19 protein-coding genes are annotated in these 23500 nt (G+C 71.7%); 12 read left to right on the forward strand and 7 right to left on the reverse strand.

Annotated elements, in window-relative coordinates; all coding sequences use genetic code 11:
• Window positions 1–13: 13 nt before the first annotated feature.
• Window positions 14–1555, reverse strand: coding sequence for a glycine betaine/L-proline transporter ProP (gene proP, locus NQU55_RS16010; protein ID WP_168094284.1), 1542 nt, complete (start codon window positions 1553–1555; stop codon window positions 14–16).
• A 341-nt stretch (window positions 1556–1896) separates the two neighbouring features.
• Here proP and NQU55_RS16015 point away from each other — a divergent pair, with 341 nt between their 5' ends.
• Complete coding sequence (locus tag NQU55_RS16015) at window positions 1897–2595, forward strand: hypothetical protein (protein ID WP_168094281.1); 699 nt, start codon at window positions 1897–1899, stop codon at window positions 2593–2595.
• A gap of 130 nt (window positions 2596–2725) precedes the next feature.
• Window positions 2726–3181, forward strand: a complete 456-nt coding sequence (locus NQU55_RS16020; RefSeq protein WP_168094282.1) for a hypothetical protein — start codon at window positions 2726–2728, stop codon at window positions 3179–3181.
• 45 nt (window positions 3182–3226) lie between these two features.
• Here the strand turns inward: NQU55_RS16020 and NQU55_RS16025 are convergent, their stop codons facing one another.
• Entirely contained in the window at window positions 3227–6805 is a 3579-nt protein-coding gene (locus NQU55_RS16025; RefSeq protein WP_256790758.1) for an AfsR/SARP family transcriptional regulator, read from the reverse strand.
• A 537-nt stretch (window positions 6806–7342) separates the two neighbouring features.
• On the opposite strand from NQU55_RS16025, the gene NQU55_RS16030 reads away from it, so the two are divergent.
• The 4 genes from NQU55_RS16030 to NQU55_RS16045 all read left to right on the forward strand — a co-directional run bounded on the left by NQU55_RS16030 (window position 7343) and on the right by NQU55_RS16045 (window position 12319).
• Complete coding sequence (locus NQU55_RS16030) at window positions 7343–8173, forward strand: SAM-dependent methyltransferase (protein WP_168094923.1); 831 nt, start codon at window positions 7343–7345, stop codon at window positions 8171–8173.
• Between the two features lie 348 nt (window positions 8174–8521).
• Window positions 8522–9949, forward strand: a complete 1428-nt coding sequence (locus NQU55_RS16035) for a family 2B encapsulin nanocompartment shell protein (protein WP_168094924.1) — start codon at window positions 8522–8524, stop codon at window positions 9947–9949.
• Between the two features lie 35 nt (window positions 9950–9984).
• Window positions 9985–11319, forward strand: coding sequence for a family 2 encapsulin nanocompartment cargo protein terpene cyclase (locus NQU55_RS16040; RefSeq protein WP_168094925.1), 1335 nt, complete (start codon window positions 9985–9987; stop codon window positions 11317–11319).
• A gap of 133 nt (window positions 11320–11452) precedes the next feature.
• Window positions 11453–12319, forward strand: coding sequence for a geranyl diphosphate 2-C-methyltransferase (locus tag NQU55_RS16045; RefSeq protein WP_256790759.1), 867 nt, complete (start codon window positions 11453–11455; stop codon window positions 12317–12319).
• Window positions 12320–12387: 68 nt separating this feature from the next.
• On the opposite strand, the gene NQU55_RS16050 is transcribed toward NQU55_RS16045, so the two are convergent.
• Window positions 12388–13167, reverse strand: a complete 780-nt coding sequence (locus NQU55_RS16050) for a nucleotidyltransferase domain-containing protein (protein WP_168096397.1) — start codon at window positions 13165–13167, stop codon at window positions 12388–12390.
• A 238-nt stretch (window positions 13168–13405) separates the two neighbouring features.
• Between NQU55_RS16050 and NQU55_RS16055 the strand changes: the two genes are divergently transcribed.
• Window positions 13406–14203: a hydroxymethylbilane synthase gene (locus NQU55_RS16055; protein WP_372504733.1), complete on the forward strand. Its 798-nt coding sequence runs from the start codon at window positions 13406–13408 to the stop codon at window positions 14201–14203.
• A 282-nt stretch (window positions 14204–14485) separates the two neighbouring features.
• Complete coding sequence (locus NQU55_RS16060; protein WP_168096566.1) at window positions 14486–14953, forward strand: hypothetical protein; 468 nt, start codon at window positions 14486–14488, stop codon at window positions 14951–14953.
• A 51-nt stretch (window positions 14954–15004) separates the two neighbouring features.
• Here the strand turns inward: NQU55_RS16060 and NQU55_RS16065 are convergent, their stop codons facing one another.
• Window positions 15005–16051 (reverse strand): LLM class flavin-dependent oxidoreductase, encoded by a 1047-nt coding sequence (locus NQU55_RS16065; protein ID WP_168096565.1) that lies wholly within the window; start codon window positions 16049–16051, stop codon window positions 15005–15007.
• Between the two features lie 418 nt (window positions 16052–16469).
• Between NQU55_RS16065 and kilB the strand changes: the two genes are divergently transcribed.
• Window positions 16470–16757, forward strand: coding sequence for a plasmid transfer protein KilB (gene kilB, locus NQU55_RS16070; RefSeq protein ID WP_505017588.1), 288 nt, complete (start codon window positions 16470–16472; stop codon window positions 16755–16757).
• A gap of 93 nt (window positions 16758–16850) precedes the next feature.
• Here kilB and NQU55_RS16075 read toward each other — a convergent pair whose 3' ends face one another.
• On the reverse strand, window positions 16851–17672 hold the full coding sequence (locus NQU55_RS16075) for an NAD(P)H-dependent oxidoreductase (RefSeq protein WP_168094932.1): 822 nt from the start codon (window positions 17670–17672) through the stop codon (window positions 16851–16853).
• A gap of 98 nt (window positions 17673–17770) precedes the next feature.
• Here NQU55_RS16075 and NQU55_RS16080 point away from each other — a divergent pair, with 98 nt between their 5' ends.
• On the forward strand, window positions 17771–18700 hold the full coding sequence (locus tag NQU55_RS16080; RefSeq protein ID WP_168094933.1) for a helix-turn-helix domain-containing protein: 930 nt from the start codon (window positions 17771–17773) through the stop codon (window positions 18698–18700).
• A 59-nt stretch (window positions 18701–18759) separates the two neighbouring features.
• On the opposite strand, the gene NQU55_RS16085 is transcribed toward NQU55_RS16080, so the two are convergent.
• Both NQU55_RS16085 and NQU55_RS16090 read right to left on the reverse strand, forming a co-directional pair.
• Window positions 18760–19935 carry a DUF4132 domain-containing protein gene (locus tag NQU55_RS16085; RefSeq protein ID WP_168094934.1) on the reverse strand — a complete coding sequence of 392 codons (1176 nt, stop codon included), beginning with the start codon at window positions 19933–19935 and terminating at the stop codon, window positions 18760–18762.
• A gap of 49 nt (window positions 19936–19984) precedes the next feature.
• On the reverse strand, window positions 19985–20992 hold the full coding sequence (locus NQU55_RS16090; RefSeq protein ID WP_168094935.1) for a hypothetical protein: 1008 nt from the start codon (window positions 20990–20992) through the stop codon (window positions 19985–19987).
• Window positions 20993–21172: 180 nt separating this feature from the next.
• On the opposite strand from NQU55_RS16090, the gene NQU55_RS16095 reads away from it, so the two are divergent.
• Complete coding sequence (locus tag NQU55_RS16095; RefSeq protein WP_206329784.1) at window positions 21173–21901, forward strand: sigma-70 family RNA polymerase sigma factor; 729 nt, start codon at window positions 21173–21175, stop codon at window positions 21899–21901.
• Window positions 21898–23148, forward strand: a complete 1251-nt coding sequence (locus NQU55_RS16100) for a CU044_5270 family protein (protein ID WP_168094936.1) — start codon at window positions 21898–21900, stop codon at window positions 23146–23148. Before NQU55_RS16095 ends, NQU55_RS16100 begins: the two co-directional genes overlap by 4 nt.
• The last annotated feature ends 352 nt before the right edge of the window (window positions 23149–23500 follow it).

Here is a 23500-nt window from a genome sequence, read left to right on the forward strand (position 1 = left end):
GCACCTGGGCCGGTCACTGGTCTTCGTGGTGCCGGTGCCCCGGGTGGCGCAGGCGTAGCCAGATGTCCCTGGCGCGGCGGCCGGCCTCCGTGCGGCTGTCGGCGACCAGTACCCGGGCCTCCTCCGGGGTTTCCACCATCGGCCCCGAGCCGCGCAGCGGCCTGCCCGCCGTCTCATGGAGGAAGAACGCCGAGACGAGCCCGACCACACCCGCCGCCATCAGGTAGTACGCGGGGACCATGGCGTCGCGGGTCGTCTCGAGGAGGGCGGAGACCACCAGGGGAGTGGTGCCGCCGAAGAGCGACACGGAGATGTTGTACGAGACGGATAGCGCCCCGTAGCGAAGCCGGGTCGGGAAGAGCGCCGGCAGGGTCGCGGCGGCGGTGCCCGCGAAGCACACCAGCAGCAGCCCGAGGATCAGGCAGCCGAAGGCCGGGAGGAGCGCCCCGTCGGCGCGGACCAGGAGCATCGAGGGGTAGGCGAGGGCGATCAGGGCGGCGCTGCCCGCAATGAACATGGGCCTGCGCCCCCACAGGTCGGAGGAGCGGCCCACGACGGTGATGGTGAGGGCCACCAGGACCATGGTGCCGAGGATGAGCAGTTGTGCGGTGGTGGCGTCCTTCTTCAGGGTTTCGGTCATGTACGTCGGCAGGTACGAGGTGACCATGTAGCTGGTGACGTTGTAGACGACGACCAGCCCCATGCAGATCAGTACCGCCTCCCAGTGCCGGGTGAAGATCTCCTTCAGCCGCCCGTGGCCGGACTGGCGCGCCTGCTCGACGTCTTCCTCGGCCTTCTCCTCCGCGGAGCCCGTTCCGGAGGCGGTGCCCGGCGTCCGCGCCCGGGCCGCCTCTGTCTCCGCGCGGAAGGCGGGCGTCTCTTCGAGGCGCATCCGCATGTACAGGCCGATCAGCCCGAGGGGCCCGGCGACGAGGAAGGGCAGGCGCCACCCCCAGTCGGTCATGCCGTCGGTGCCGAGGACCGCGGTGAGCACGGTCACGAGGCCCGAGCCGAGCGCGTAACCGACGAACGTGCCGAAGTCCAGCCAGCTGCCCAGGAACCCGCGGCGGGTGTCGGGCGCGTACTCGGCGATGTACGTGGTGGCTCCGGCGTACTCGCCGCCCGTGGAGAAGCCCTGCACCAGACGGCAGATGAGGAGCAGGACCGGGGCGACGAAGCCGGCCGTCACGTAGACCGGCAGGAGACCGACCGCGAACGTGCTCACCGCCATCATGATCATCGTGGCGGCGAGCACGCGCTGGCGGCCGATGCGGTCGCCGAGCGGGCCGAAGACCAGGCCGCCGAGGGGCCGGACGAGGAAGGCGGCCGCGAAGGTGGCGAAGGCGGAGACGACCTGGGCGCCGGGCGACGTGGAGGGGAAGAAGACCCTGCCCAGGGTGACCGCCATATAGGCGTACACCCCGAAGTCGAACCACTCCATCATGTTGCCGAGCGCGGCGGCGAGCACCGCGCGGCGGACCTGCGGGCGGTCGGTGACCGTGACGTCCTGGATGTTCAAGGACTTCTTGCGGCGCCGCAGCAGGGTGCGGAGCATCCGGTCGGTGGCCGTCGCGCCACCGCGCGCAGGGACGCGCTGCCCGGGCGTAGGGATCTTCTTGCGATCGGGGCTCACATTCACCTGCCGACGGGTCGGGGGTCCGGGCGCTGAGGCTCCTGGGGCGCACAGAGACGCATGGGCCGAATCCTGTGGTTTATGCATTGAACATCGCCCGTTGCCCGGCAGCCCTCTGACCCGCCGGGGGTACGGTCGCGTCCAGCGCCATCCACAGCCGACACGGCCGGCCCCGTGGATCCCGCCACCGCGTAACCTCGCCCCTCGGGTCCTCCAGCGGGGATCCCCGTACGGGGCAGAAGAGATCGAGGCGTGGTGAACTCGTGGTGAACAGCAGGGTGGGTGCGGATCCGGATCCGGATCCGGATGCGGATTCGGGCATACGCGGAGGGGCGCAGGGCTCGGGGCAGCTGTCGGTGGGCCCCGGCGCGGCGCCCGCCCGGCGGGTCGGCGGCAGGCCCCGGTGGCCGGGCACGGTGGCCACGATGCTGCTCACGCCGGTACTCCTGGCCGCCGTCTCGTGGCTGAACCCGCCCGACGACACGCTGCTGCTCTTCGCCGGGTTCGCCCTGACGGTGGTCATCCTGATCGCCGCCTGGTGCATGTGCGGCCCGGGACCGGGCGCGGGCATGGCGGCCCTCGGCTTCTTCTTCGTCCTCTTCACCGGCCCGGCCCTGGACGACTACGTCCTGGGACAGCGCGGCACCGTCCACGAGGCGCTGGTCGGCGACGTCTCCACGTACACCCGGAAACACAGCAGTGAAGGCCGCACCTGCACGATCGTGTGGTCCGCTGCGGGGGAGACGCACAGGGCCGAGGTGGGCGACCGCAGGGGCTGCGACGAGAGCGTCCGGCAGGGTGACAAGGCCACGATCGTCACGGACCCGGAGGACTGGCTGAGGCCGCGTCTGGGCGGCGACGCCCCGGGACTGTCGTCGGGAACGGCCTGGGCCTGCGCCGGCCTGCTGGCCGGAATGGAGGCGTTCATCCTCTACGGCCGCCTGCGCCGTCGCCGCGCCTGACGGCCGTACGCGCGGTGTTGTCAGTGGCTGCGTCCATAGTGGGATCCGGGGATCCGGGGAGCCGGACGGGAGCCGGAGGGGCGGACGACGCCGGATCCATGGCCGGATCGAGGCGTAAGGAGGCAGCCGTATGAAGGGGACGTTCGAGGTGGACACCGGAGACGGCCGCCCGCCGTCGGGGGACGCTTCCGAGCGGGCCGCTGCGGTGCGCGAGGCGATGGAAGGGCTGCTGCAGATCAGGCGGCTGATGAACGGCCACCTCACGGACCCGTCCTCCCGCCCCGCCGACTGGGAACGGCGCCAGCCGGTGCGCGCCGTCGCCCTCGTCCTCGAAGCCGCGGGCATTCCGCCCTCCGCCGTCGACGCCGACGGGCAGTGTTGCGCGACCGGCTACCGCGTCCGTCCCGGGGAACAGCTGGGGAGCGTACGGGTCGAGTGGCTCGGCCCTCCGGGGAGCGGGGCCGCTGCCGGGCAGCACGAGGCCCTCCAGCGCTGCGCCCGCGTGCTGGAGGGCCTGGGGTGGCCGGCGCTGGAGTACCGCGGGGCACGCCGGCAGCGCTGGCTCGAAGCCGAACCCGTCACGTAGCGAGCCCGCATGCGGAACGTACGGACTCGCGGACCGCTGCGAGGCTCAGATGGCGGCGAGCCCGCCCGGAGGCCTCCGGGACCCCCACCGGGCATGGGGAGGCGTCGCCCCGGCCGCCGCTCTCTCCACCGCCCCCGCCGCTCCGCTCCCCAGGAGGTCGCGCAGCAGCCGCGTGGCGGGCAGGGCCTCGTGCAGGTAAACGTGCTCTCCGCGCTGCTCGACGGCCGCGAGCAGCGCGCGGAAGGTCTCACGCGCCTCCTCGGGCCGCCCGGCGTGGTGCTGCGCCTCGCCGAGCAGACCCAGGTGGAGGGGGTGACGCAAGAGCGTGCTGGAGCGGCGCAGTTCGGCCAGGGAGACGTGCATCAGGGCGAGGCCGTCGTCCTCCCACCCCGAGTGCGTCAGGCCCCACCCTTCGAGCAGGCCCAGCATCGCCTTCCAGTAGAGCAGCCCGTGTTCGCCCGCCAGGCGGGCGCCTTCGGCGCCGGAGGCGCGGGCCGTACGGGCGTCGCCCTCCCAGGCCGCGACGACCGCGTCCACGTAGAGGGCGAAGGACCGGTCGGAGGGCCTGCTGTCGTACTCGGTCAGGTGCAGCAGTTCGCGCCGTCGCGCCGCCGCGGTCCGCCGGTCGCCGAGGAGCCAGTGGGTGAACGTGTTGTACGAGCGGCAGGAGACGCGCGGGTCGTGCTGGAAGGTGCGGGCCAGCGCGTGGCCTTCGCGGGCGTAGCGGTCCGCCATGTCGACGCCGTGCTCCAGCTCGGCGAGCGCCTGCGGCAGCCGCCCGCGGATGTGCAGCACGATGCCTTCGCCGTATGCCGCGCCGAGCACCGCCACGGGCTCCCGGGTCCGTTCCGCGAGGCCGCGCAGCAGGCCGGAGAACCGCCGTGAGGCGTCGTAGCGTCCGGTCACCAGGTACGCCGCGCACAGCGCCCACAGCACCGACGGGTCCTCGGGCGCCTCGGTGGCCGAGCTGAGGGCCCGGCCGTGCGCGAGCGCCGTCTCGGCCTCGGGGTGCCCGTAGCCCCGGGTCGTGGCCAGTACCTGCCCGAGCTGTATGTTCAGCCGCTGTTCCAGGGGCAGGGCCGAGGGGTCGCCGGGGGGCAGCAGGCCGACGAGGTGCGCCGCACGCCGCAGCCACGTCTCCACGCGCTCGTACGCCAGTTGCTGCTCGGCCTGGTCGGCGGCGCGCAGCAGCCGCGGGAGCGCCTGCGCGGGCGGCAGCACACTCCCGGAGTGCCAGGTGTGGTGGGCCACCCGCTCGACGTCCCCGTCCCCCACCTGCCCGTGCCTGCGGGCGCACAGCGCCTCGGCGACCCTGGCGTGCAGCCGCTGCCGGTCCTCGCGCGCCAGCTCCTCGATGAGCGTCTCCTGGACCAGGGCGTGGGCGAAGTGGATCCGTTCCGGATGCTGCGGCTCCTCCCCGAGCAGCCCGGCGCGGATCGCCGACCCCAGCGCCACGGCGACGGGTTCGTCCGCCGTGGCCGTGCGGTGCAGCAGGTCGGTGTCGACCTCCGAGCCGATGACGGCGCACAGCCGCAGCACCTGCAGCACCGGTTCGGGCAGCGCCGCGAACCGCTGGTGCAGCACCTCGCGCACCCCCGTCGGAACGCGCGCCAGCAGCACGTCCGCCGCGTCGGGGCGGTGCAGGCTGCGGGGGTCCCCCAGGAGGGACAGGAGCTGCATCACGAAGTACGGGTTGCCCTCGCTGCGCCGGTGCAGCACCTCGACGACCTTCGCGTCCACCCCCGGCCCGGCCTGCGCCAGGACGATGGCGGCCACGGCCTGCCGGGAGAGCCCGTCGAGCCGCAGGGTCTCGGTCCTGGGGCCGCGCAGGACCTCGGAGAGCATCCGGCGCATCGTGGCGTCGGCCTCGACCTCGAACTCGCGGGCGGTCAGCACGATGCCGAGCCGGTGGCCCTGGCGGCGGGTGCTCAGCAGCCGGAGCAGGTCGAGCGAGGCGGTGTCGGCCCAGTGCAGGTCTTCCAGGAACAGCACGAGCGGACGCTGCCCGGCCAGGGTGAGCAGGACCTCGCAGACCGCGTCGTGGGTGAGGAACCGCGCCTGACCCCAGTCGGAGTCGGCGCCCGGCCCGCCGGCACCGGGCCCGGCCGACCGCTCGGGCATGAGCGGGGCGAGGAGGCAGCCGAAAGGTTCCGCCGCGCGGCGGAAGGCCTCCGGGCGGGTGGCGGACAGCCGCCGGAGGACCTGCGTCCACAGCCAGTAGGGCGGTACGCCCTCGCTGAGGAAGCAGTGGCTCCAGATCACTTCCAGGTCCGCGCCGCCCCGGCTCGCGCAGGCCTCCAGCCGTGGCGCGAGTTCGAGAAGCAGCCGGGTCTTGCCGACTCCGGCGGGGCCGAGGACGCCGGCCACGTGCCCGTGCCCGGACAGCGCGCTCGTCGCCGCGGCCGTCAGCCGCTGCAGCTCCTCGCTGCGGCCGGTGAACGGCGACTGGCCCAGGGGGAGGCCGGGTTCGGGGGTGTCGGTGGGACCGGTGGTGTCAGTGGGGTCGGAGGTGCCGGATGTATTGGCAGTGCCGGCGGTATTGGCGGTGCCGGCGGTATCGGAAGTGTCGGAGGTGCCGGAAGTGTTGGCTGTGCTGGCTGTGTCGGCTGTACGTGTTGTGCCGGCTGGTCCGCCGCTGGCGGCAGCCGCGACCGCGGCCGTGCTGGGCTGCTCGCCCTCGGCGCTCTGCACGACGTGCATGTGACCGTCCGCCGGGACGGGTCCGTCGGGCACGGCGGTGACAGCGGTGACAGCGGTGACGGCAGTGGCAGTCGCAGTGGCAGCGGCGACACCAGCTGCACCGCCTGCACCGACCGCATCGGCCACGCGGCCCTCCCCGCCGCGGACCACGGCATCGACGCGCCCGTGGCGCGATTCCTCGGTAGGTCCGCCCGTTCCCGGTTCTTGGCGGAGTATCGCCGTCCTGACGCGGCGGAGCGCGGCGGTCGTACCGACGCCGAACTCTTCGGACAGGTGGCTGCGCGTCCGCTCGTAGACCTCAAGGGCTTCGGCCTGCCGCCCGAGCCGGGACAGAGCGGTCATCAGGTGGCCGACGAGGCGCTCCCGCGCCGGATGGCGGCGCGCTTCCTGTTCGAGGTCCGCGGCCACCTCTTCGGCCGCTCCGAGGGCCAGCAGCGCCTCCGCGCAGGATTCCACGGCCGTGAGCCGGACGTGTTCGAGCCGGGCGCTCTCGTCGCTGAGGGGCGGGTGCCCGTCGAACTCCCCGTAGGGCGTGCCTCGCCACAGCGCCAGCGCCTGCGTGAGCCGGTCGCGCGCGGCGAGCGGGTCGCGCTGCTCCAGCAGCCGCCGTCCTTCGGTGACCAGGAGCTCGAAGCGGCAGACGTCGATCCGTGCGGGGTCGAGTTCCAGGACGTAGCCGCCCGCCCGGTGGCGGAGCAGCGACGCACCGTCGGGCCCGGCCGCCGGCTGGAGGGCGCGGCGCAGGTGGGAGACGTGGCTCTGGAGCGTGGCGACGGCCCGGCCCGGCGGCTCCTCGCCCCACAGCTCCTCGACGAGCAGTTCGGTGGGCACCACGCGGCCGAGGCGTATGAGGAGCAGGGCGAGCAGCGCCCGCCTGCGCGGGGGGCCGATGAGGAGGTCGTGCCCGTCGTGGTGCGCCGACATGGGACCCAGAACGCTCAGGAGGGGCTCGCTCGGGGTGCTGGTCGCCGGCTCGGCTGCCGGCGGGGCTGTCGGTGTCGGCTCCGGCGTCGGAGATGCGGGCATGTCGGTCCCAATCGTTCTCGTACGCGCGACTGATGACGGGCCTCCGGCATGGAGAGTCCGGTGCCTTACAAATCGGATCTTGGCATACGCACCAGGGCAATCCAAGATCACGACAAGCCATCGGCAAGCGCATGGCAAGCGAACGGCGAGGGTACTGCAGGGACTTCGCCAGTGCGGCCGAATCCGGTCGCAGGCAGCGGCAAGGAAACGTCAGTGGCACGGCCAGGGTGCCGCAAGGGCGGTGTCGCACGATGTTCGTCATCGGAAGAGCCACCGCTGTCGACGGCAAACGTGGCGTGGCGCGAACGCACGGAACCCCTCACGCCAACGGGGGTGGTGTGAGGGACTCCGTTTTCCCTGGTCGGAAGACCCGTTCGGCAGCCCTCAGCAGGCCCCGTTCAGCAAAGACGTTCAGAAGAGAAACGGAGGACCTTAGTGTCCAGTGCTCACACCGTCTTCCCAGTCCCCGAAGAGGTCGGACGCCTTTACGACCGCCTGACCGCGCTCGACACCGGCACGGTCGGCGGAAGCCTCCACCTCGGCTACTGGGACGCCGAGGACGACGGTGCGCCGCTCGTGGAGGCGGCCGACCGGCTCACCGACATGATGACGGACCGCCTGCAGGTCGACGAGAGCCACCGGGTCCTCGACGTCGGCTGCGGGGTGGGGCAGCCGGCCATGCGGATCGCCCGGCGCACCGGTGCGCAGGTCACCGGCATCTCCGTCAGCCGGGGGCAGGTCGCCCGCGCCACCGCGCTCGCCGAGGCGGCGGGGCTCCGCGACCGCGTGGAGTTCCGCTACGCCGACGCCATGCGGCTCCCCTTCGAGGACAATTCCTTCGACGCCGCCATCGCCATCGAATCGATCTTCCACATGCCCGACCGCGAGCAGGTGTTCCGTGAGATCCGGCGGGTGCTGCGCCCCGGGGGCCGGCTGGTGCTGACCGACTTCTTCGAACGGGATCCGATCCCGGCCGGGCTGCGCTCCGCCATGGACCGGTGCCTGCGGGACTTCATCATGACCCTGGCGCGGCCCGAGGAGTACGTGCCCATGCTGAGCCGGGCGGGTCTGCGCTTCACGGAACTCCTCGACATCACCGAGCAATGCGTGCGCCGGACGTTCGACCAGATGAGCAGGTCCCGCCGGGACCAGGGAGGCATGCGGACCGCCTTCGACGAGGCCGCGGGGGAGAAGTTCGGCCCTGCCGACATGATCGACGTCGATGAGTTCGGCGCCGTCCTGCTGACGGCTCAGAAGCCGGTCTGAAGCAGGTCTGACTGACCGTCATACCTCGGGCGTGCGACGCGACCGCACACAATCGGCCACCTCACCCCCAGGGGCAGGGCTTTCCGGCACGCCGGTCCGGAGCGAGGAAAATGCGGATAATCGCACCAGGTCAGCCTTGGTTCCCCTCCCTGAACACCCCGGAAAGCCGGTGCCGATCACGCGAACACGCGTCCCCTTCATGGCGCAAAGATGACGGTTCCGCCCCGGTCACCTCGACCAACATCATCAGGCGCTGCTTCACTTGCGCGGCGGGAGCTCCAGTCGTCCGATCGGGCGACTTCAGGGGCTCCCTCTTGACGCATGCGCCGAGACGGAAGAGGGACCGGGATGTCGACCGCAGCGCACTGGCAGCAGCCGGAGCAGCCCGAACAGCACGCAGGCCGGGCCCAGCTCAGCCTGGGGATCGCCGCTGCGCGGAATCTGGCGAGCACCACCAAGACCGTCCCGCAGATGCAGGGCATCAGCTCGCGGTGGCTGCTGCGCATGCTGCCGTGGGTGGAGGTCAAGGGCGGCACGTACCGGGTCAACCGGCGCCTGGTCTACGAGGTCGGCGACGGCCGGGTCACCTTCGTCCAGGAAGGCGCCGCGGTCAAGGTCGTCCCCGCCGAGCTGGGGGAGCTGCCGCTGCTGCGCGGATTCCACGACGACGAGGCGCTGCGGGCGCTGGCCGAGCGCTGCCGGCAGCAGGAGTACGAACCCGGCCAGGTGATCGCCGAACGGGGCCGTCCCGTCGACCACGTCTACCTGATCGCCCACGGCAAGGTGGAGAAGGCCGGCACCGGCAAGTACGGCGAGGAGACCCGGCGCGGCGTGCTGGCCGACGGCGGCTTCTTCGGCGCGCAGGCCGTGGGCGAAGAACCGGGGAAGTGGGAGTTCACGGCGCGCGCGATGACGGCGTGCACCGTCCTGGCCCTGCCCCGGTACGCCTACGAGGAGGTGGCGGGCCGCCACGAGGAGCTGCGGGCCCACGTCCGCCGGCGCCAGGCCGAAAAGGCGCGTCCGCAGAACAAGAAGGGCGAGGCGAACATCTCCCTCGCCTCCGGCCACACCGGCGAGCCGGCGCTGCCGGGCACCTTCGTCGACTACGAGCTCTCCCCCCGCGAGTACGAGCTGAGCGTCGCCCAGACGATCCTCCGGGTCCACACCCGCGTCGCCGACCTCTACAACGACCCGATGGACCAGGTCGAGCACCAGCTCCGGCTGACCATCGAGGCCCTGCGCGAGCGCCAGGAGTCCGAGCTCGTCAACAACCCCGAGTTCGGCCTGCTGCACAACGCCGACTACAGCCAGCGCATCTCCACCCACTCCGGCCCGCCCACGCCCGACGACATGGACGAGCTGCTGAGCATGCGGCGCGGCACCAAGGCCTTCTTCGCCCACCCCCGGGCCATCTCCGCCCTCGCCCGCGAGTGCAACAAGCGGGGCCTGTCCTTCGACAGCGCCGACGTGAACGGCCACCCCGTGCCCGCCTGGCGCGGCGTGCCGATCCTGCCCTGCGGCAAGATCCCCGTCTCGGAGGAGGGCACCTCCTCCATCCTCGCCATGCGCCTGGGCGAGGGCGAGCAGGGAGTGGTCGGCCTGCGGCAGACCGGGATACCGGACGAGTACGAGCCCGGCCTGAACGTGCGGTTCATGGGCATCAACGACCAGGCCCTCATCTCCTACCTGGTCAGCACCTACTACTCGGCGGCCGTTCTCGTCCCCGACGCCCTCGGCGTCCTCGAGAACGTCGAGGTCTTCCACACCCCGTCCTGACGGGCACCCCACCCCGCGGAACGGAGAGAAGAACCTTGTCACTGCTGTCCCGGATCACCGCGCCCCCGGCCCACCACGACGTGGCGCGGCTCGTGGCCACGCTGCTCACCCACCGCCAGGGCGCCCGCCGCCGGGCACCGCAGGCGCTGCCCGGCACCACCCCTCGCCCGGCGGGCACCGCCCTGCCCACCGGGCCGACGGGCCTGGGCACTTCCGCCGCGCGGCTCGCGGCGACCGGGAGGGCCCGGGAGGCCTGGCGGGCCGGAAAGGCGGGGGAGGCGGGAGAGGTCAGGGAGGCCGGGAGGGTTGCCGGGAAGCCGACGGCCGGTGCCCCGGGCACCTCCGGCGCCTCCGGCATCGCCGGTGCTCCCGCCGCTTCCGGCTCCGCCGCCGTTTCCGACGACCGCGGCATTGGCGTCCCCGAGCTGTACTGCCCGCCCGCGCTCCGCGACGACCCGGCACTCGCCCGGGAGGTCAATGACCGGCTGGTGGACTGGGCGGACGAGGTCGGCATCTACGACGGACGGCTCGACCGCGTCCGCGCGGCCGACTTCGGCCGCCTGATGATGCTGGCCCACCCCGACGGCGACGACCCGGACCGGCTGCTGGCGGCGGGCAAGTGCGCCCTGGCCGAGTGGGCCACGGACGACTACTACTGCGACGACGAGACCATGGGGTCCAGGACCGACCTCCTCGGCTCCCACCTCGGACTCGCGTACACGGCCGTCGACCCCTCCCACCTCCCTGCCCGCTACGCGCCGGCGTGGGAGGAGGAGATGCGGCAGGACCCCGTACGGGTCGCCCTGCGCTCGGGCCTGGACCACCTCTCCCGCTACGCCGAGCCCTCGCAGGTCGCCCGGCTGCGGCACGAGGTCGCCGTCCTCTTCGTGGGGTACGAGCAGGAGGGCTCGTGGCGCTCCCAGGGCCGCATGCCCGGCGTCCGCGAATACCTGGCCCACCGTCAGATCAACAGCTTCCTCCCCTGCATCGCCCTCACCGACGTGGTCGGCGGCTACGCGCTGCCCGCCTCCGTCTACGCCGAACCGCGCGTACGCCGCGCCGTGACGATGGCCGCCACGGCCGCCACGCTCGTCAACGACCTGTACTCGATGACGAAGGAACACGACTCCTCGGGCGTGGAGTTCAACCTCCCCGTCGTGATCGCCGAGGAGGACGGCTGCTCGCTGCGCGAGGCGATCGAGCGCAGCGCGGAGATCCACGACGAGCTCGTGCGCACCTACGAGACGGAGGCCGCGGCCCTCGCCCTCACCGGAACGCCCGAACTGCGCCGGTTCCTCGCGGGAGTCTGGGCCTGGCTCGGCGGCAACCGCGAATGGCACGCCGGAAGCCCCCGCTACAACGGCGCGTGAGCCCGCCCTCCTCTCTCCGCCACCGCCCCCGACCTCCCTCGCACGTCCCCTGCACACCCCACGCGACACCACGCGACGCCACGCGCCATCGCGCACGCATGCCGCAATCCGGCGCCATCTGTAAGGAGCACCCATGACGACCACGCCCACCCCCGCCGCGTCCACCGGCGTCCTGCGCACCGCGTACCAGAAGTCCGTAGCGGAGTACTGGAACAACGAGAAGGACCCGGTCAACCTGCGCCTGGGCGACGTCGACGGCCTCTACCACCACCACTACGGGCTCGGCGACTACGACCCCTCCGTCCTGGAAGGCCCCGAGGAGACCCGGGACCAGCGCATCATCGAGGAACTGCACCGCCTGGAGTCGGCCCAGGCCGACGTCCTCCTCGACCACCTCGGCCCCATCGCCCCCGACCAGCGCGTCCTGGACGCCGGCTGCGGCCGCGGCGGCACCAGCATCATGGCCAACGCCCGCTTCGGCTGCCGCGCCGACGGCGTCTCCATCTCCCAGGCCCAGGTCGACTTCGCCAACGAGCAGGCCCGCAAGCGCGGCGTGGACGACAAGGTCCGCTACCACTTCGCCAACATGCTGGACACCGGCCTGCCCACCGGCGCCTTCCAGGGCATCTGGAACAACGAGTCCACCATGTACGTGGACCTGAACGAGCTCTTCGCCGAGCACGCCCGCCAGCTGGCCTACGGCGGCCGCTACGTCACCATCACCGGCTGCTCCAACGACGTGACGGGCCTGCGCTCCAAGGCCGTCAGCCGCATCGACGAGCACTACACGTGCAACATTCACCCCCGCAGCGCCTACTTCAAGGCCATGGCCGCCAACGGCCTCGTGCCCATCAACGTCGTCGACCTCACGGCCGCGACCATCCCCTACTGGGAGCTGCGCGCCCAGTCCTCCCTCGCCACCGGCGTCGAGGACCCGTTCCTGACCGCGTACAAGGAGGGCAGCTTCCACTACCTGCTGATCGCGGCGGACCGCATCTGACGCGTGCGGGGCGGGGCGGGGGGCCTCCCGGCTCGTCCCGCCCCCCGTGGCGCGCTGATCTGAGCGGTTCAACGCGCCGGATGCGTTGCGTGTGTGCGCGCCCGCTCGAAGAGCGTTGCGGCCTCGTTGATCGTCCGGGTGAGGGCTTCGGGTTCCGGCCGCAGCCCGGCCACGATGGCGTCGATGCCGCGTAGGCCGGCCTGCTGGAGGAGCCGCTTCTCGTTGGTGACCCATTCGCCGCGCGCCGCCAGCACCGCGTGTCCTGTCTGCATGGCGGCGACGGCGAGGGCGCCCGCGACCTCGGCGGCCTGGCCGCGCCGGACGTACGCGCCCTCGGCGTAGCGGAGCGTCAGGGCCGCCCGCTCCCGCCACACAGGCGGGGCCGCCTCGCGCAGGGCCTGCGGGTACTCGGGGCGGGGCAGGGTGCCGCGCAGCACCTGATTGACGGCGAGTTCGGCGACCACGAGGTAGCTGGGGATGCCCGCTAGGTGGAACATGAGCGGTTCCCAGTGAAAACGGCCCTGCCGAGCCTCGGCGAGTTCGTGCTCGACGACGTCGAGGTCGCGGTAGTGCACGTCGACGTGCCGCCCGTCGATAGTGAGCCACGCCCCGCCATTGAAAACCCCGCCACCCCAGTCCCCGACCCCGGAAACCTCACCTTCCCAGCCGACGGCACGCAACTCGCCGGGATCGAAACCGCCGCGGTAGTACACGGCCAGGTCCCAGTCGCTGCCGGCTGTGTGCGTCCCTTGAGCACGCGAGCCGCCGAGCGTGACGGCACGGACGGCGGGCAGCGCTGCGAGGCGGTCTGCGACGGGGTCGAGGAAGAGCATGTCGTCGTGGTTCATGGGGAGGATCCGATCCTGAGAACGCGAGAAGTGAATGACGGGCGATGCGGGCACACCACATGAACGCCGGAGCAGAGGCTCGGACGGCGTCATGCGCATCGATGTGTTGGGGCGTTGTCATTACTTCATGACGCCGACTGTAGCCGCGATCTACCGTCGAAACGTGGACTTCCGGATCACCGCCGACGAAAAGCAGACGCGAGGCGGGGAGCTCAGGGCGGACAGTGAAGCGTGAGCGCTGACGCCAAGGCCCACTCGGCTCATGAAGACCCAGGTCACGGAGTGGCTCACGCCCCTCGCGCAGCAGTTTCCGGCCGTCCGGTTCAAGCGGGAGATCATCCTCGAAGGCGGCGACCAGGACCGCGTCACGCCCACCCTCGCCGAGGTGGTGAAGACGGCCGGCGGGAGCGCCTTCTCCGCGAATCAGGAAGAGGCTCAGGTCGCGGGGAAAGTCGACGTGATCGTGCACTCGCTCAACGACCTCCCCACTGCTGTGCACGAAGGCACGCTTCTGCTGACCACACCCGGTCCCCGCGAGGACGTACGAGACGTGCTGCGCGGAGCGACGTTGGACGGCCGCACCACCAGGGGCGGTCTTGACGCGGTCGTACTCGCGGCGGCGGGCTTGAACCGGCTCGGCCTGATGCCCGAGGTGCACCAAGTGCTCGACCCGGCTGTCTTCCCGCCGTCCCCCGGGCAGGGCGCGCTCGGCATCCAGGTCCGTATCGGCTCCCAGGCCGCCCGGCTGCTGGAACAGACCGGAGATCCGCAAGTCGATGCGTGCTTACGGGCCGAGCGTGCCCTGCTGGCTGAGCTTCACGGGGGCTGCTCCGTCCCGGTCGGCGCCTGGGGCAGGGTCGAACCGGACGGTCTGCTCCACCTCACCGCAACAGTGACCTCCCTGGACGGGTCGGTGCAGGTCACCGCCGCCGGCGCAGGACCGGTGGACGCCCCCGAGAAGGTGGGCGCGTCCGTCGCCACTGATGTCCTTGCTCAGGGCGCTGCCGGCATCCTGGAGTCGATCAGGGGACCCTGAGTTCGCGGGCGATCTCCAGGGCGCCGTACGCCATGACGCGGGTGGCGCCCACCCCTGTAATTCAGTACAGAAGTGACACAAGTCGCGCTTCGCGGACTCCCTGTACGTCTGGCCCAACGCCAGGACCCGGCTCGCGCCCCGTAGGTCACGCCCTACCTCTCACTCCGTGCACCCTGCTGCTTGCGTTGTGTAACTGATTGACTGCTCTGCGTGCCCGCGCGTCCGCGTGCGGTGCACTGCTGTGCCGCAGCGTGGACTCGGTTGCCATCGAAGGAGACTGGTATGCATCTGAGGGTTGGAAAGAACCGGCGAGTGGCGCTCGTGATCTCCGCACTCCTGATCGCGGCAAGCGGTCTCACCCAGGGAGCGGCTTCCCTCGCAAAGGCGGCGTCGCCGACCCCGGTTGGGAGCCCGGTGAAAACTGCGCCCGCAGCAATGGAGGCCTGTCATGGGGAGGGGTCGGTCCCGCTCGGGGCCGGCTGGATCCACATCAGGGCCAACACGTCCGTCGCGGGGTATCCGGGGTACCGGCAGCACTACCAGGGATTCGTCTCGAACGGAGGTGACGCCACCTCCATCGCCGTTCAGGTCAAGGGATGGGAGGGTAGTCAGCTGAAGTGGTACGGGCTGGGTGCGACGGATAACAAGTTCGAGGGGTTCGTGTCTTGGGGGTACAGCCTGGCCACGCCCGAGATCAGGGTGCTGAACACCGGCTTCAAGGTCGACCCGTTCGTTCGGTTCAACTGCTGATGGAGCGCACACCCCGGTGAAATTCCTCCGACGGCTGCCCTTCGCTGAGTGTCAGGTCAGCAGCTGTGCGAGTTCGGTCATTTCGGTTTCCGGGTCCACGACGGGCTGGATGACCAGTTCGTCGACCCCTGACTTCTCCAGCGCGTTGATCCTCTCGGTGAGCTCGCCTCTGGTGCCGACCAGGCCGAATTTGTCCAACAGGGAGGGCACGATGAGCTCGCGGTCCTCGGGGGACAGCCGGCCGAGGTGGTTGCCGTAGAGCGCCTGGTGAAGCCTGGGGTCGGTGGGGGTGGTGCCGCGCAACTGGAGCAGACGGTCGACGGCCGCGGCCCCGTCCGGTGGGAGGGACGCGCGGAAGGCGGGGTTCTCCGCGCCGAAGATCAGTGCGCTCAGTGCGATATGTCCTACCGAGTCCTTGACCGGATCGCCGTAGCGGTCCTCGCCGTCGGCGAGGATATGCAGGGAGGACATGAGATAGGAATGGGTCTCCCCGGCGCTGCCCGCCTCCCGTGCCGCAGCGTGCCGGGCCCGGCCGAGGGCGGACCAGGCGGCGGGGTCGTGGATGGCGAAGGAGATCACTCCCGCGCCGAGCCGGCCGGCGACCGCGGCAGCCTTCAGGCCGGACGCGGCCACGACGAACTCCACGGGAGCCTCGGTGTTGACGTACGGCCCGGTGTGCAGGAACCGCACCCTGCTGGACCGGCTCCCCTCGCGGTAGTCCGACTCGCGGCCCGCGGTGAGATCCTGCAGGGCGGCCGTGAACGACTCCAGCTCTGCCACCTTCACAGGCCGCATGCCGAGCGTACGGCGCGCGGTGTTGCCGGTGCCGACCCCGCAGATGATGCGGCCGGGGGCGAGGGCGTTGAGGCTGCTGACGGCCGCCGCCGCGGCGGGGGCTGAACGCAGTGCCGGTGAGGTGACGCCGATGCCGAGCCTGATCCGGTGGGTGGACTTGGCGCAGAGGGCGAGACTCACGAAGGGATCGCCGTGGATCACCGGCGTGTCGTACACCCAGAAACTGTCGAAGCCGAGTTCCTCCGCGTGGGCGGCCAGACGTTCCACACCTGGCCCTGCTGCCGTGACGATGCCGGTCCGCATGGCGACTCTCCTCGCAGTCGAGTGAGATGGCTGAACCACTGCAGTTACAGTTCGCTGCCGTCCATAGGCAGAATCATGCTTCCCCGTGTGCTGGTGGGCCTACCGCAGCGGTGAGGAGGTGTTGAGCCGGCTGATCACCACCGGCGAAACGGTCGAGGGGGCTGACCGACTCCGGTGCGGGCGACGAACGTGGCCTCCCGCCCTGGCCCGATTGGAGCGGTGTGATCGACTGGCGTGGTGGAAGCCATCTGGACAAGCGTCGTAGCGGTCATGGGCACACTGCTGGGTTCCGTGGTCACGCACACCTTTCAGCGCATGGCGTCCAGGCGCAGCGAGTTGTTCACGCGCTCGGAGGCCCTCCGGCAGGAGCGCATAGCCACGTACAGTGCGTTCGCCGCGGCGGTGGAGGGGTATCGCCATGGCCCAGGCGGACCGCTGGTACCGCCGAGGGGAGGGAGCGGACGGGGAAGCGTTCATCGCGGCGCGGGATGAGGCGCACCGTCTGCGGACCGTGGCCCGGCAGTCGCTCTACAGGGTCAGGCTGCTCACTGACGACGAGCAAGTGAACCTCGCGGCCGAGCGGGCCTACGAGGCCACGCGGGACGTGTCGAACGCACGGAGCCAGGAGGACCAGGACGTTAAGGACGCCCGGGCAAGGCGGGCCATTGAAGCCTTCGTGTCCCACGCTTCGGCTCGGGTCCGGTGAGGAGAACGTGCGGGCGGGCCAGCCGAAGGCCAGGAGAGGGCCCACCCCGGCGGTCGGCCCGATGGCCGCTCCGGTGGAGGGCCGGGTCGTTCGTCAGTCGTGGGGGCGGACGTGGAGGTCGAAGCCCGTGGTGCCCGGGTTTTCCACGCTCGGCAGGAGGCGCATGTCGTGGTCGTAGTCGCCGCCCGTGAGCGTCCGGAAGGGGACTGGGGTGTCCGTGAAGAGGCCTTCGAGGCGGCGGGCGTACTCCCGCTTCGCCGTTTCGAAGCCCTCCGCCGGCAGGTCGTTGGCGTTGTACACCGTGAACGGTTCGAGCGGCGTCATGCCCGTGAACCAGAACAGGCCGTGCTGCACAGGGTGGAGGACGTCCGCGAGGCGCCCGTGGATGCCCCGGTCGGAGAACGACGTCTCCCGGGCGCCTGCCGTCACCGACACCAGCGCCCGCCGCCCGCCAAGGGCGCTCTCGGAGTAGGGCGGAGGGAGGGCCGGGCCGTAGCCGAAGCCGGCGGTGAACACCCGGTCGACCCAGCCCTTGAGTATCGCGGGCATGGAGAACCACCACAGGGGGAACTGCAGGATCACCGCGTCCGCCCAGCGCACCTTCTCCTGCTCGGCCGCGACATCGGCGGACAGCCGGCCCGCCAGCGTGGCCCGCTCGGAGGCGGACATCACGTGCAGCCGCCCGTCGCCGGGCTCGTCGGGGAAGTCGTCGGCGTCGACCGTGGCCTTCCACTTCATCGCGTAGAGGTCGGAGACCTGCACCTCGTGGCCTGCGGCGCGCAGGTGCTCGGTGGCGAAGGCGGCCAGGGAGTTGGTGAGCGAGCGGGGATCGGGGTGGGCGGTGACGATGAGGATCTTCTTCTGCGGCTGCGGCTGCGGGTGCGGCTGCTGTTGCTGGGGTGCGGTGTCGTTCATGCACCTACGTTCTCCCGGCCGCGCCCGGGTAGCCAGCACCCTGTTTTACCTGCGGATCCGTAATCCTGGTACTGCCAGGGCCACGCATACTGGAGCGTATGAACGGCGTGGACGGCAGTCACATCGGAGGAGTCGACGGGGTCGACGGGGTCGGCGATGCCCAGCGGGCGCTCGGCGGGTTCCTGCGCGCCCGCAGGGGGCGTGTCGCGCCCGAGCAGGTCGGGCTCGCAGGTGGTCGGCGCCGACGGGTGCGTGGGCTGCGCCGCGAGGAGCTGGCCCAGCTCGCCGGCATCAGCGTGGACTACTACGTCCGCCTGGAGCAGGGCCGGGCCACCCAGCCGTCCGCGGAGGTACTCGACGCGCTCGCGGGGGCGCTGGGCCTGGACGCGGCGGAGCGCAAGCACCTGGACACCCTCGCCTGCGCCAAGCGTGACCCCGTGCCGAGGGCAGAGGTCAGCCCCCTCCTGCAGCGGATGCTGGATTCCCTGGATCACTTCCCGGTGTTCGTGACGGACCACCGCATGGACGTGGTGGCCTGGAACGCCCTGGGCGCCGAACTGATCGGAGGCGAGCCCGGGCTGCCGGGGAGCCGCGACCAGAACAACGCCAGGTACCTCTTCCTCGACCCGGCCTCCCGCGCCGTCCACCCCGACTGGGAGGCCAGGGCGGCCGAGGCCGTCGGGCAGCTGCGGGTCGCCGCGGGGCGCTACCCCGACGATGCGGAGCTGTCCGCCCTCATCAACGAACTGTCCGCGCACAGCGCCGACTTCCGGAGGATCTGGGCTACGGGCGAGGTCGTGATGTGCGCAGCGGGCCGCAAACGGCTGCGTCACCCCGAGGCCGGGCTGCTCACCCTTGACTTCGAGACGCTGCACGTGCCGGCGGCTCCCGGGGAGACGGGGCTGGTGGTACACGTGTTCAGCGCCGAGGAGGGCAGCGAGGAGGCGTCCGCCCTGGCCCGGCTGGCCTCGCTGGCCTCGTCGGCTGGACCGGCCACGGCCGTAAGGGATGTGCCCATTCCGGTCTGACGAGACTTTCGGCCTGAGGAGGGAGGGTTCTCGGGCCCGGGACAACGGACACCACACAGCTAGAGCGCCGTGCGGCGGCGCAACCGCACCCGCGCGGCGGTGGGCACCGACGCCGACGCGGCGCCCGGGTCCAGCGGTCGGAAACCGAGACCGTCCTGGACCTCGTACTCCCACTCCAAAGAGCGGGTGACCACCCTCGTCACCGGGTGGTCACGGTAGTACCGGGCCCAGTCGGCCCCGCTCCAGGTGAGGTCCTGGGCCGCCAGGCCCGACAGCCGGTGCCGCTCGTCGGCCACGGTCTTCTCCATGCCCTGCGCGAGGCGGCGGACGGTGTCGACGCTGTCGGTGTGGTGGCGGGCCTTGTAGCCGGTGGGGGTGCGGAACGGCGCTCCCGTCGTCGTGCCGGAGCCGTCCTCGTCGATCCAGAGGACCGTCACCCGGCCGTTGCCGTGCAGGGTGATGACCGCGTCCAGCCAGGCGTTGACCCACACCGCCCCGCGCCCTATCCCGCCGATGGTGAGGGTGCCGTCGGGTTCCAGCCCGTGCCGGGGGACCGTTCGCTCGGCCAGTTCGTGCGGCGGCACGCCCAGCCGGGCGGCCGCCTTCTTCACGCACCTGACGAGGTGCCTCTGTGAGGGCTGGGAGGCCGGCACCTGGAAGTGCAGGGTCCACAGCGCCTCCATGGCTGCGCGTCCGCGTAGTTCGCCGAGGGCCGTGAAGGCCGCGCCTGCCAGGCCGTTGTCCGGACGGTAGTAGACGTCCATGGCGGCGGCGTTCTTCCGGGCGACCGTCGCCAGGTCACCGACGAGTCCGCCGACGAGTCCGTCCACGGGCCCGCCGACGAGTCCGTTCACAGGCCCGTCGACGTCCCCGCTCAGCCAGCCGGCGGCGAGCGTGAAGCCGATCGCTGCCGCCCGGGCGGGGGACTGCGGCTTGCCCGTGCCGAGTTCCCGGATCACGCGCTCGTTGTCGGTCATGCCGTGCAGCGAACCGCCCACGGACAGCTCCCGGACGGCGGCGCGGACGAGCTCGCCCGCGCCGCCGGCCTTGAGGAGGACCTTGGTCCGGCGCTTCCACGCCACGTCGACCTTGTACTGGTGGTTCCAGAAGCCCACGGACGTGCCGAGGTGCAGGACGAGTTCCGTCAGCTCGGGGGAGAGCCCCGTCAGCCGGTCCCGCATCCTCCGGCTCCAGTCGTTGCCGGCGTCGAGCAGGTCTTCCACGCGATCGGTCATGCGCCGATCTTGTCAAGGCCCACTGACACCGCCCCCGGCACGGCCGTGGTTACCGCGTGGGGTGGGCTTCGGTGCCCGGCGTGGTGAGGGCGGCGCCGTCGAAGGTGCGGGTGGTCGTGCTCCCGGCGCTCACGGCAATGCCGTCGGCGCTGTAGCGGTTCGACGGAGCACCGGGCGCCGTGGGGGACCAGTAGGTGATGTCCCAGGTGCCGCGTTCGGGCGTCACGAAGTACGTGGCGGTGCCGGGGACCGTCAGGCGCCCGCTGAGACCGACGGTCGGTCCGGCGCTCGGCTGCAGATCTACCGTTGCGGGCCCGGTGGTGCCGGGCTTGGCGCCACCGCGGACCTGCAGGGTGGCCAGGTCCTTCGCGGAGGGGTGCCGGGTGAGCCCGGTCAGGGCGCGGGATCCGGTGGAGACATAGCCGAGCGCGTAGTCGGCGGACTTGGTCGTCCAGTACGCGTCGTACCACTGCTTCACCGACCCGGCTTCGGCGTCGGGGCCCAGGTGGGCGACGCGCAGGTTCGGCGAGGAGACCATCCGGTTGACGAGGCGGGTGGCGCCGCCGTGCTTGACCTCGGCGACCATCATGCCGTGCAGGAACGTCGCGGAGTGGTCGGGCGGCCGTACGTCGACGGGGGCCGTGGTGCGCGCGTCGACGGTGATGGTGGTGTCGCGGTCGAGATCGAGGCGCGGCTGGATGATCCAGTCCGTGCCGTCCGCGCCGCTCGTCCCGGCAGTGGCGCCCTTCGCCTTGCCGGAAGTCAGGTAACTGTCCAGCAGGTACCGGCCCTTGGGCAGGCGCACGGTGGTCGTGCCGGAAGCGTCGTGGGGGTTGACGGACTTGCCGGAGCCCGCGCCCGAGATGCCGGTGACGGTGGTGTCGTACGCCCCGGTCGAGCTGCCCGCGCGGTCGAGGTGACGGATCGTGAGACGGTACGTCTTCTGCTCTGCCGCGACGGCCTGGACGGCCGAGGTGGACGTTGCACAGCCGACGAGGGCGACAGTGAGGGCCAGGGTCCGGAGGACGCTCCGGCGGGGTACGGAAGAAGTGTTCATGATCTGCACTGCTCGGCAGAGCACCGGAGTTCCTGTGGCCTGCGTCACTCGGGCCGTCACCCAGGCCGTCACTCGGGTTGTCGCTCGGGTCGGGGGCTCGTGTTGCGGGCGGCGGCTCCTGTGGTGCACGTCACCGGAACCGGAGTCCCGGACGTGGCAGAGCAGAATGTGGAATCACTGATGAGGAACCGCTTCCGCCGCGGAGACCGCGACGCCTTGGCGGAGCTGTACGACGAGCACGCCCAAGTGCTGTACCGCTACGCCCTGCGGGTGACGGGCGACTGGGCGGAGGCCGAGGACGTGGTCTCGGCGACGTTCCTGGAGGCGTGGCACGGCCGCGAGCGCGTGCACCCCGACGGGGACAGCCTGCGCCCGTGGCTGCTGGGAATCGCCACCAACATCATGCGCCGCAACGCCCGCGCACGCCGCCGCCGCGACATCGCGCTCGCCCGCGTCCCGGAACGCGGCACGATTCCCGACTTCGCCGACGACCTCGTCACGCACCTCGCGGACACCGAGCAACTGCGCGCCGCACACGCCGCACTCGCCCGCCTGCGGCGCCGCGACCGGGAGGTCTTCACCCTCGTGGTGTGGGCGGGCCTGGACTATGCGGCGGCGGCCGAGGCGCTCGGCGTGCCGGCCGGCACCGTCCGGTCGCGTCTGTCCCGCGCCCGCACCCGGTTGCGCGAGCTCGCCGACGCCGAAGCCCGCGCCGTGCGCTCGAAGAGCTCGAAGAGCTCGAAGGCCTCGCGGTCCTCACGCGACGAACCCCTCGCCGAGCCCTTCGCCGAGCCCTTCGCCGAGCCCTTCGCCGAGCCCTTCGGCGAACCTCTTGCCAAGCCGCTCGACCAGCCCGCACCGGGCCGCACCCCCGCACCCCGGCCCTTGACCCAGGAGAACCACGGATGAACACCACCCCGCGGCGCCGTCCGCTCCCCGGGTCCGACGAGACCGAACGCCCGGGCCTCGCCGAGCTGCTGCCTCCGCCGCCGGTCCCCGGCCTGGACCCCGACCGTGAACTGCTGCTGAAGCAGGCACTGCTGCGCCAGGCCGCCGCCGACGAACCGCGGGGCAGCCGCGCCGCCCGGGCTGCCCGAGCTGCCCGGGCTGCCCGGCCTGCCCGGACCTCGCGCCTGATCCCGCCCCGGCGCCTGGTCGTCCGGGTCATGGTTCCCGCGGTCGCCTGCGCCCTGGCGGTGGGCGGCGTCGTAGCGGTGAACCTCGCGGATGCGCCCGGGCGCGGAGCCCCCGCGGTACCGGGTTACGGCGCCGCCCGCACGCCCGAAGCGGCGCGAGCAGCACGGCTCCTCGACCGGATCGCCCTCGCCGCTGCTGCAGTGCAGCAGCCGGCGGTTCGCGCCGACCAGTTCGTATACGTCGAGAGCAAGGTCGCCTACGCCGCGCAGAGCGCCGCGGGAGGTGCCGTCACCCCGGCCCCCGTGCACACACGTCAGGTGTGGCTGTCCGCCAACGGCGGCCACCCCGGCCTGCTGCGCGAGGAGGGCCGTCCCGACACGCTGCTCGGCACCGACGACACTCCCGTATACGCCCTCGACGGCCCGGGATCCACGCCCCGGCCGACCACTCTGGTCAAGGGCCCGTCGATCAGTAACCCGACCCATCAGTACGTCGCGTCGCTGCCGACCGACCCCGACGCCTTGCTGAAACTGATCCGGGACGAGACCCGTGGGCAAGACGGGAATCCGGGCCCGGACCGGACGCAGGACGCGGGCTCGTCCCCGTCGCCGGCCTCGGACCCGTCCCGGTCCTCCTCCCCGTCTTCGTCCCCGGCCTCGGACGCGGATCAGCGGGCGTTCGCCGCGATCGGCGACCTGCTCGCCGAGACCTGGGCGCCTCCGAAGGTCAGCGCCGCGCTGTACAAGGCCGCCGCGAAGATCCCCGGAGTCACGGTGGTCGACGCGGCCCGCGATGCCGCGGGACGCGAGGGCATCGCCGTCGCCCGCACGGCGCACGGGCAGCAGACCCAGTGGGTCTTCGACCGGAGCACGTACGCGTTCCTCGGTGAACGGACAGTCCTCACCGAAGCCGGCGACGCGGGCCCGGCCGGGACGGTCGTCGGCAGTTCCGCGGTCCTCACCAAGGCCGCGGTCGATCGCGTCGGCGAGGTTCCCGCCGTTCCCGCCGGTCACCGATGACGAAATGGAGGTGAGCTTCGGCCCGGTGGGTCGTTTCACGTCATTGGGCCAGATTTTTAGGCATGAAACCGTTCTTCAGGGAAATCCGGCCACATCGCACCGCCGTTCGCCGTCCAGGTACCGGGCCTCTTGACAGCGGTTCGGTTGCGTGAAGGTGAGGCGCCGGATGCGGAACTCGATATGTCGGATGTCCCTGTTTGCAGGTGGAACGCGAAACGGTCCGACAGGTGGTCTCCGCGCTGTCCTGAAGTCGTAACTTCGCACCCTCGGTGGCTGGTTCGTCCGGCTGCGACGGCAGTGCTGACGGCATAATCTCGACCGGTCTGAGTCGCCCCCGCGTGGGTCATCGGAA

The sequence above is a fragment of the Streptomyces telluris genome (assembly GCF_024519335.1).
Classification (GTDB): domain Bacteria; phylum Actinomycetota; class Actinomycetes; order Streptomycetales; family Streptomycetaceae; genus Streptomyces; species Streptomyces telluris.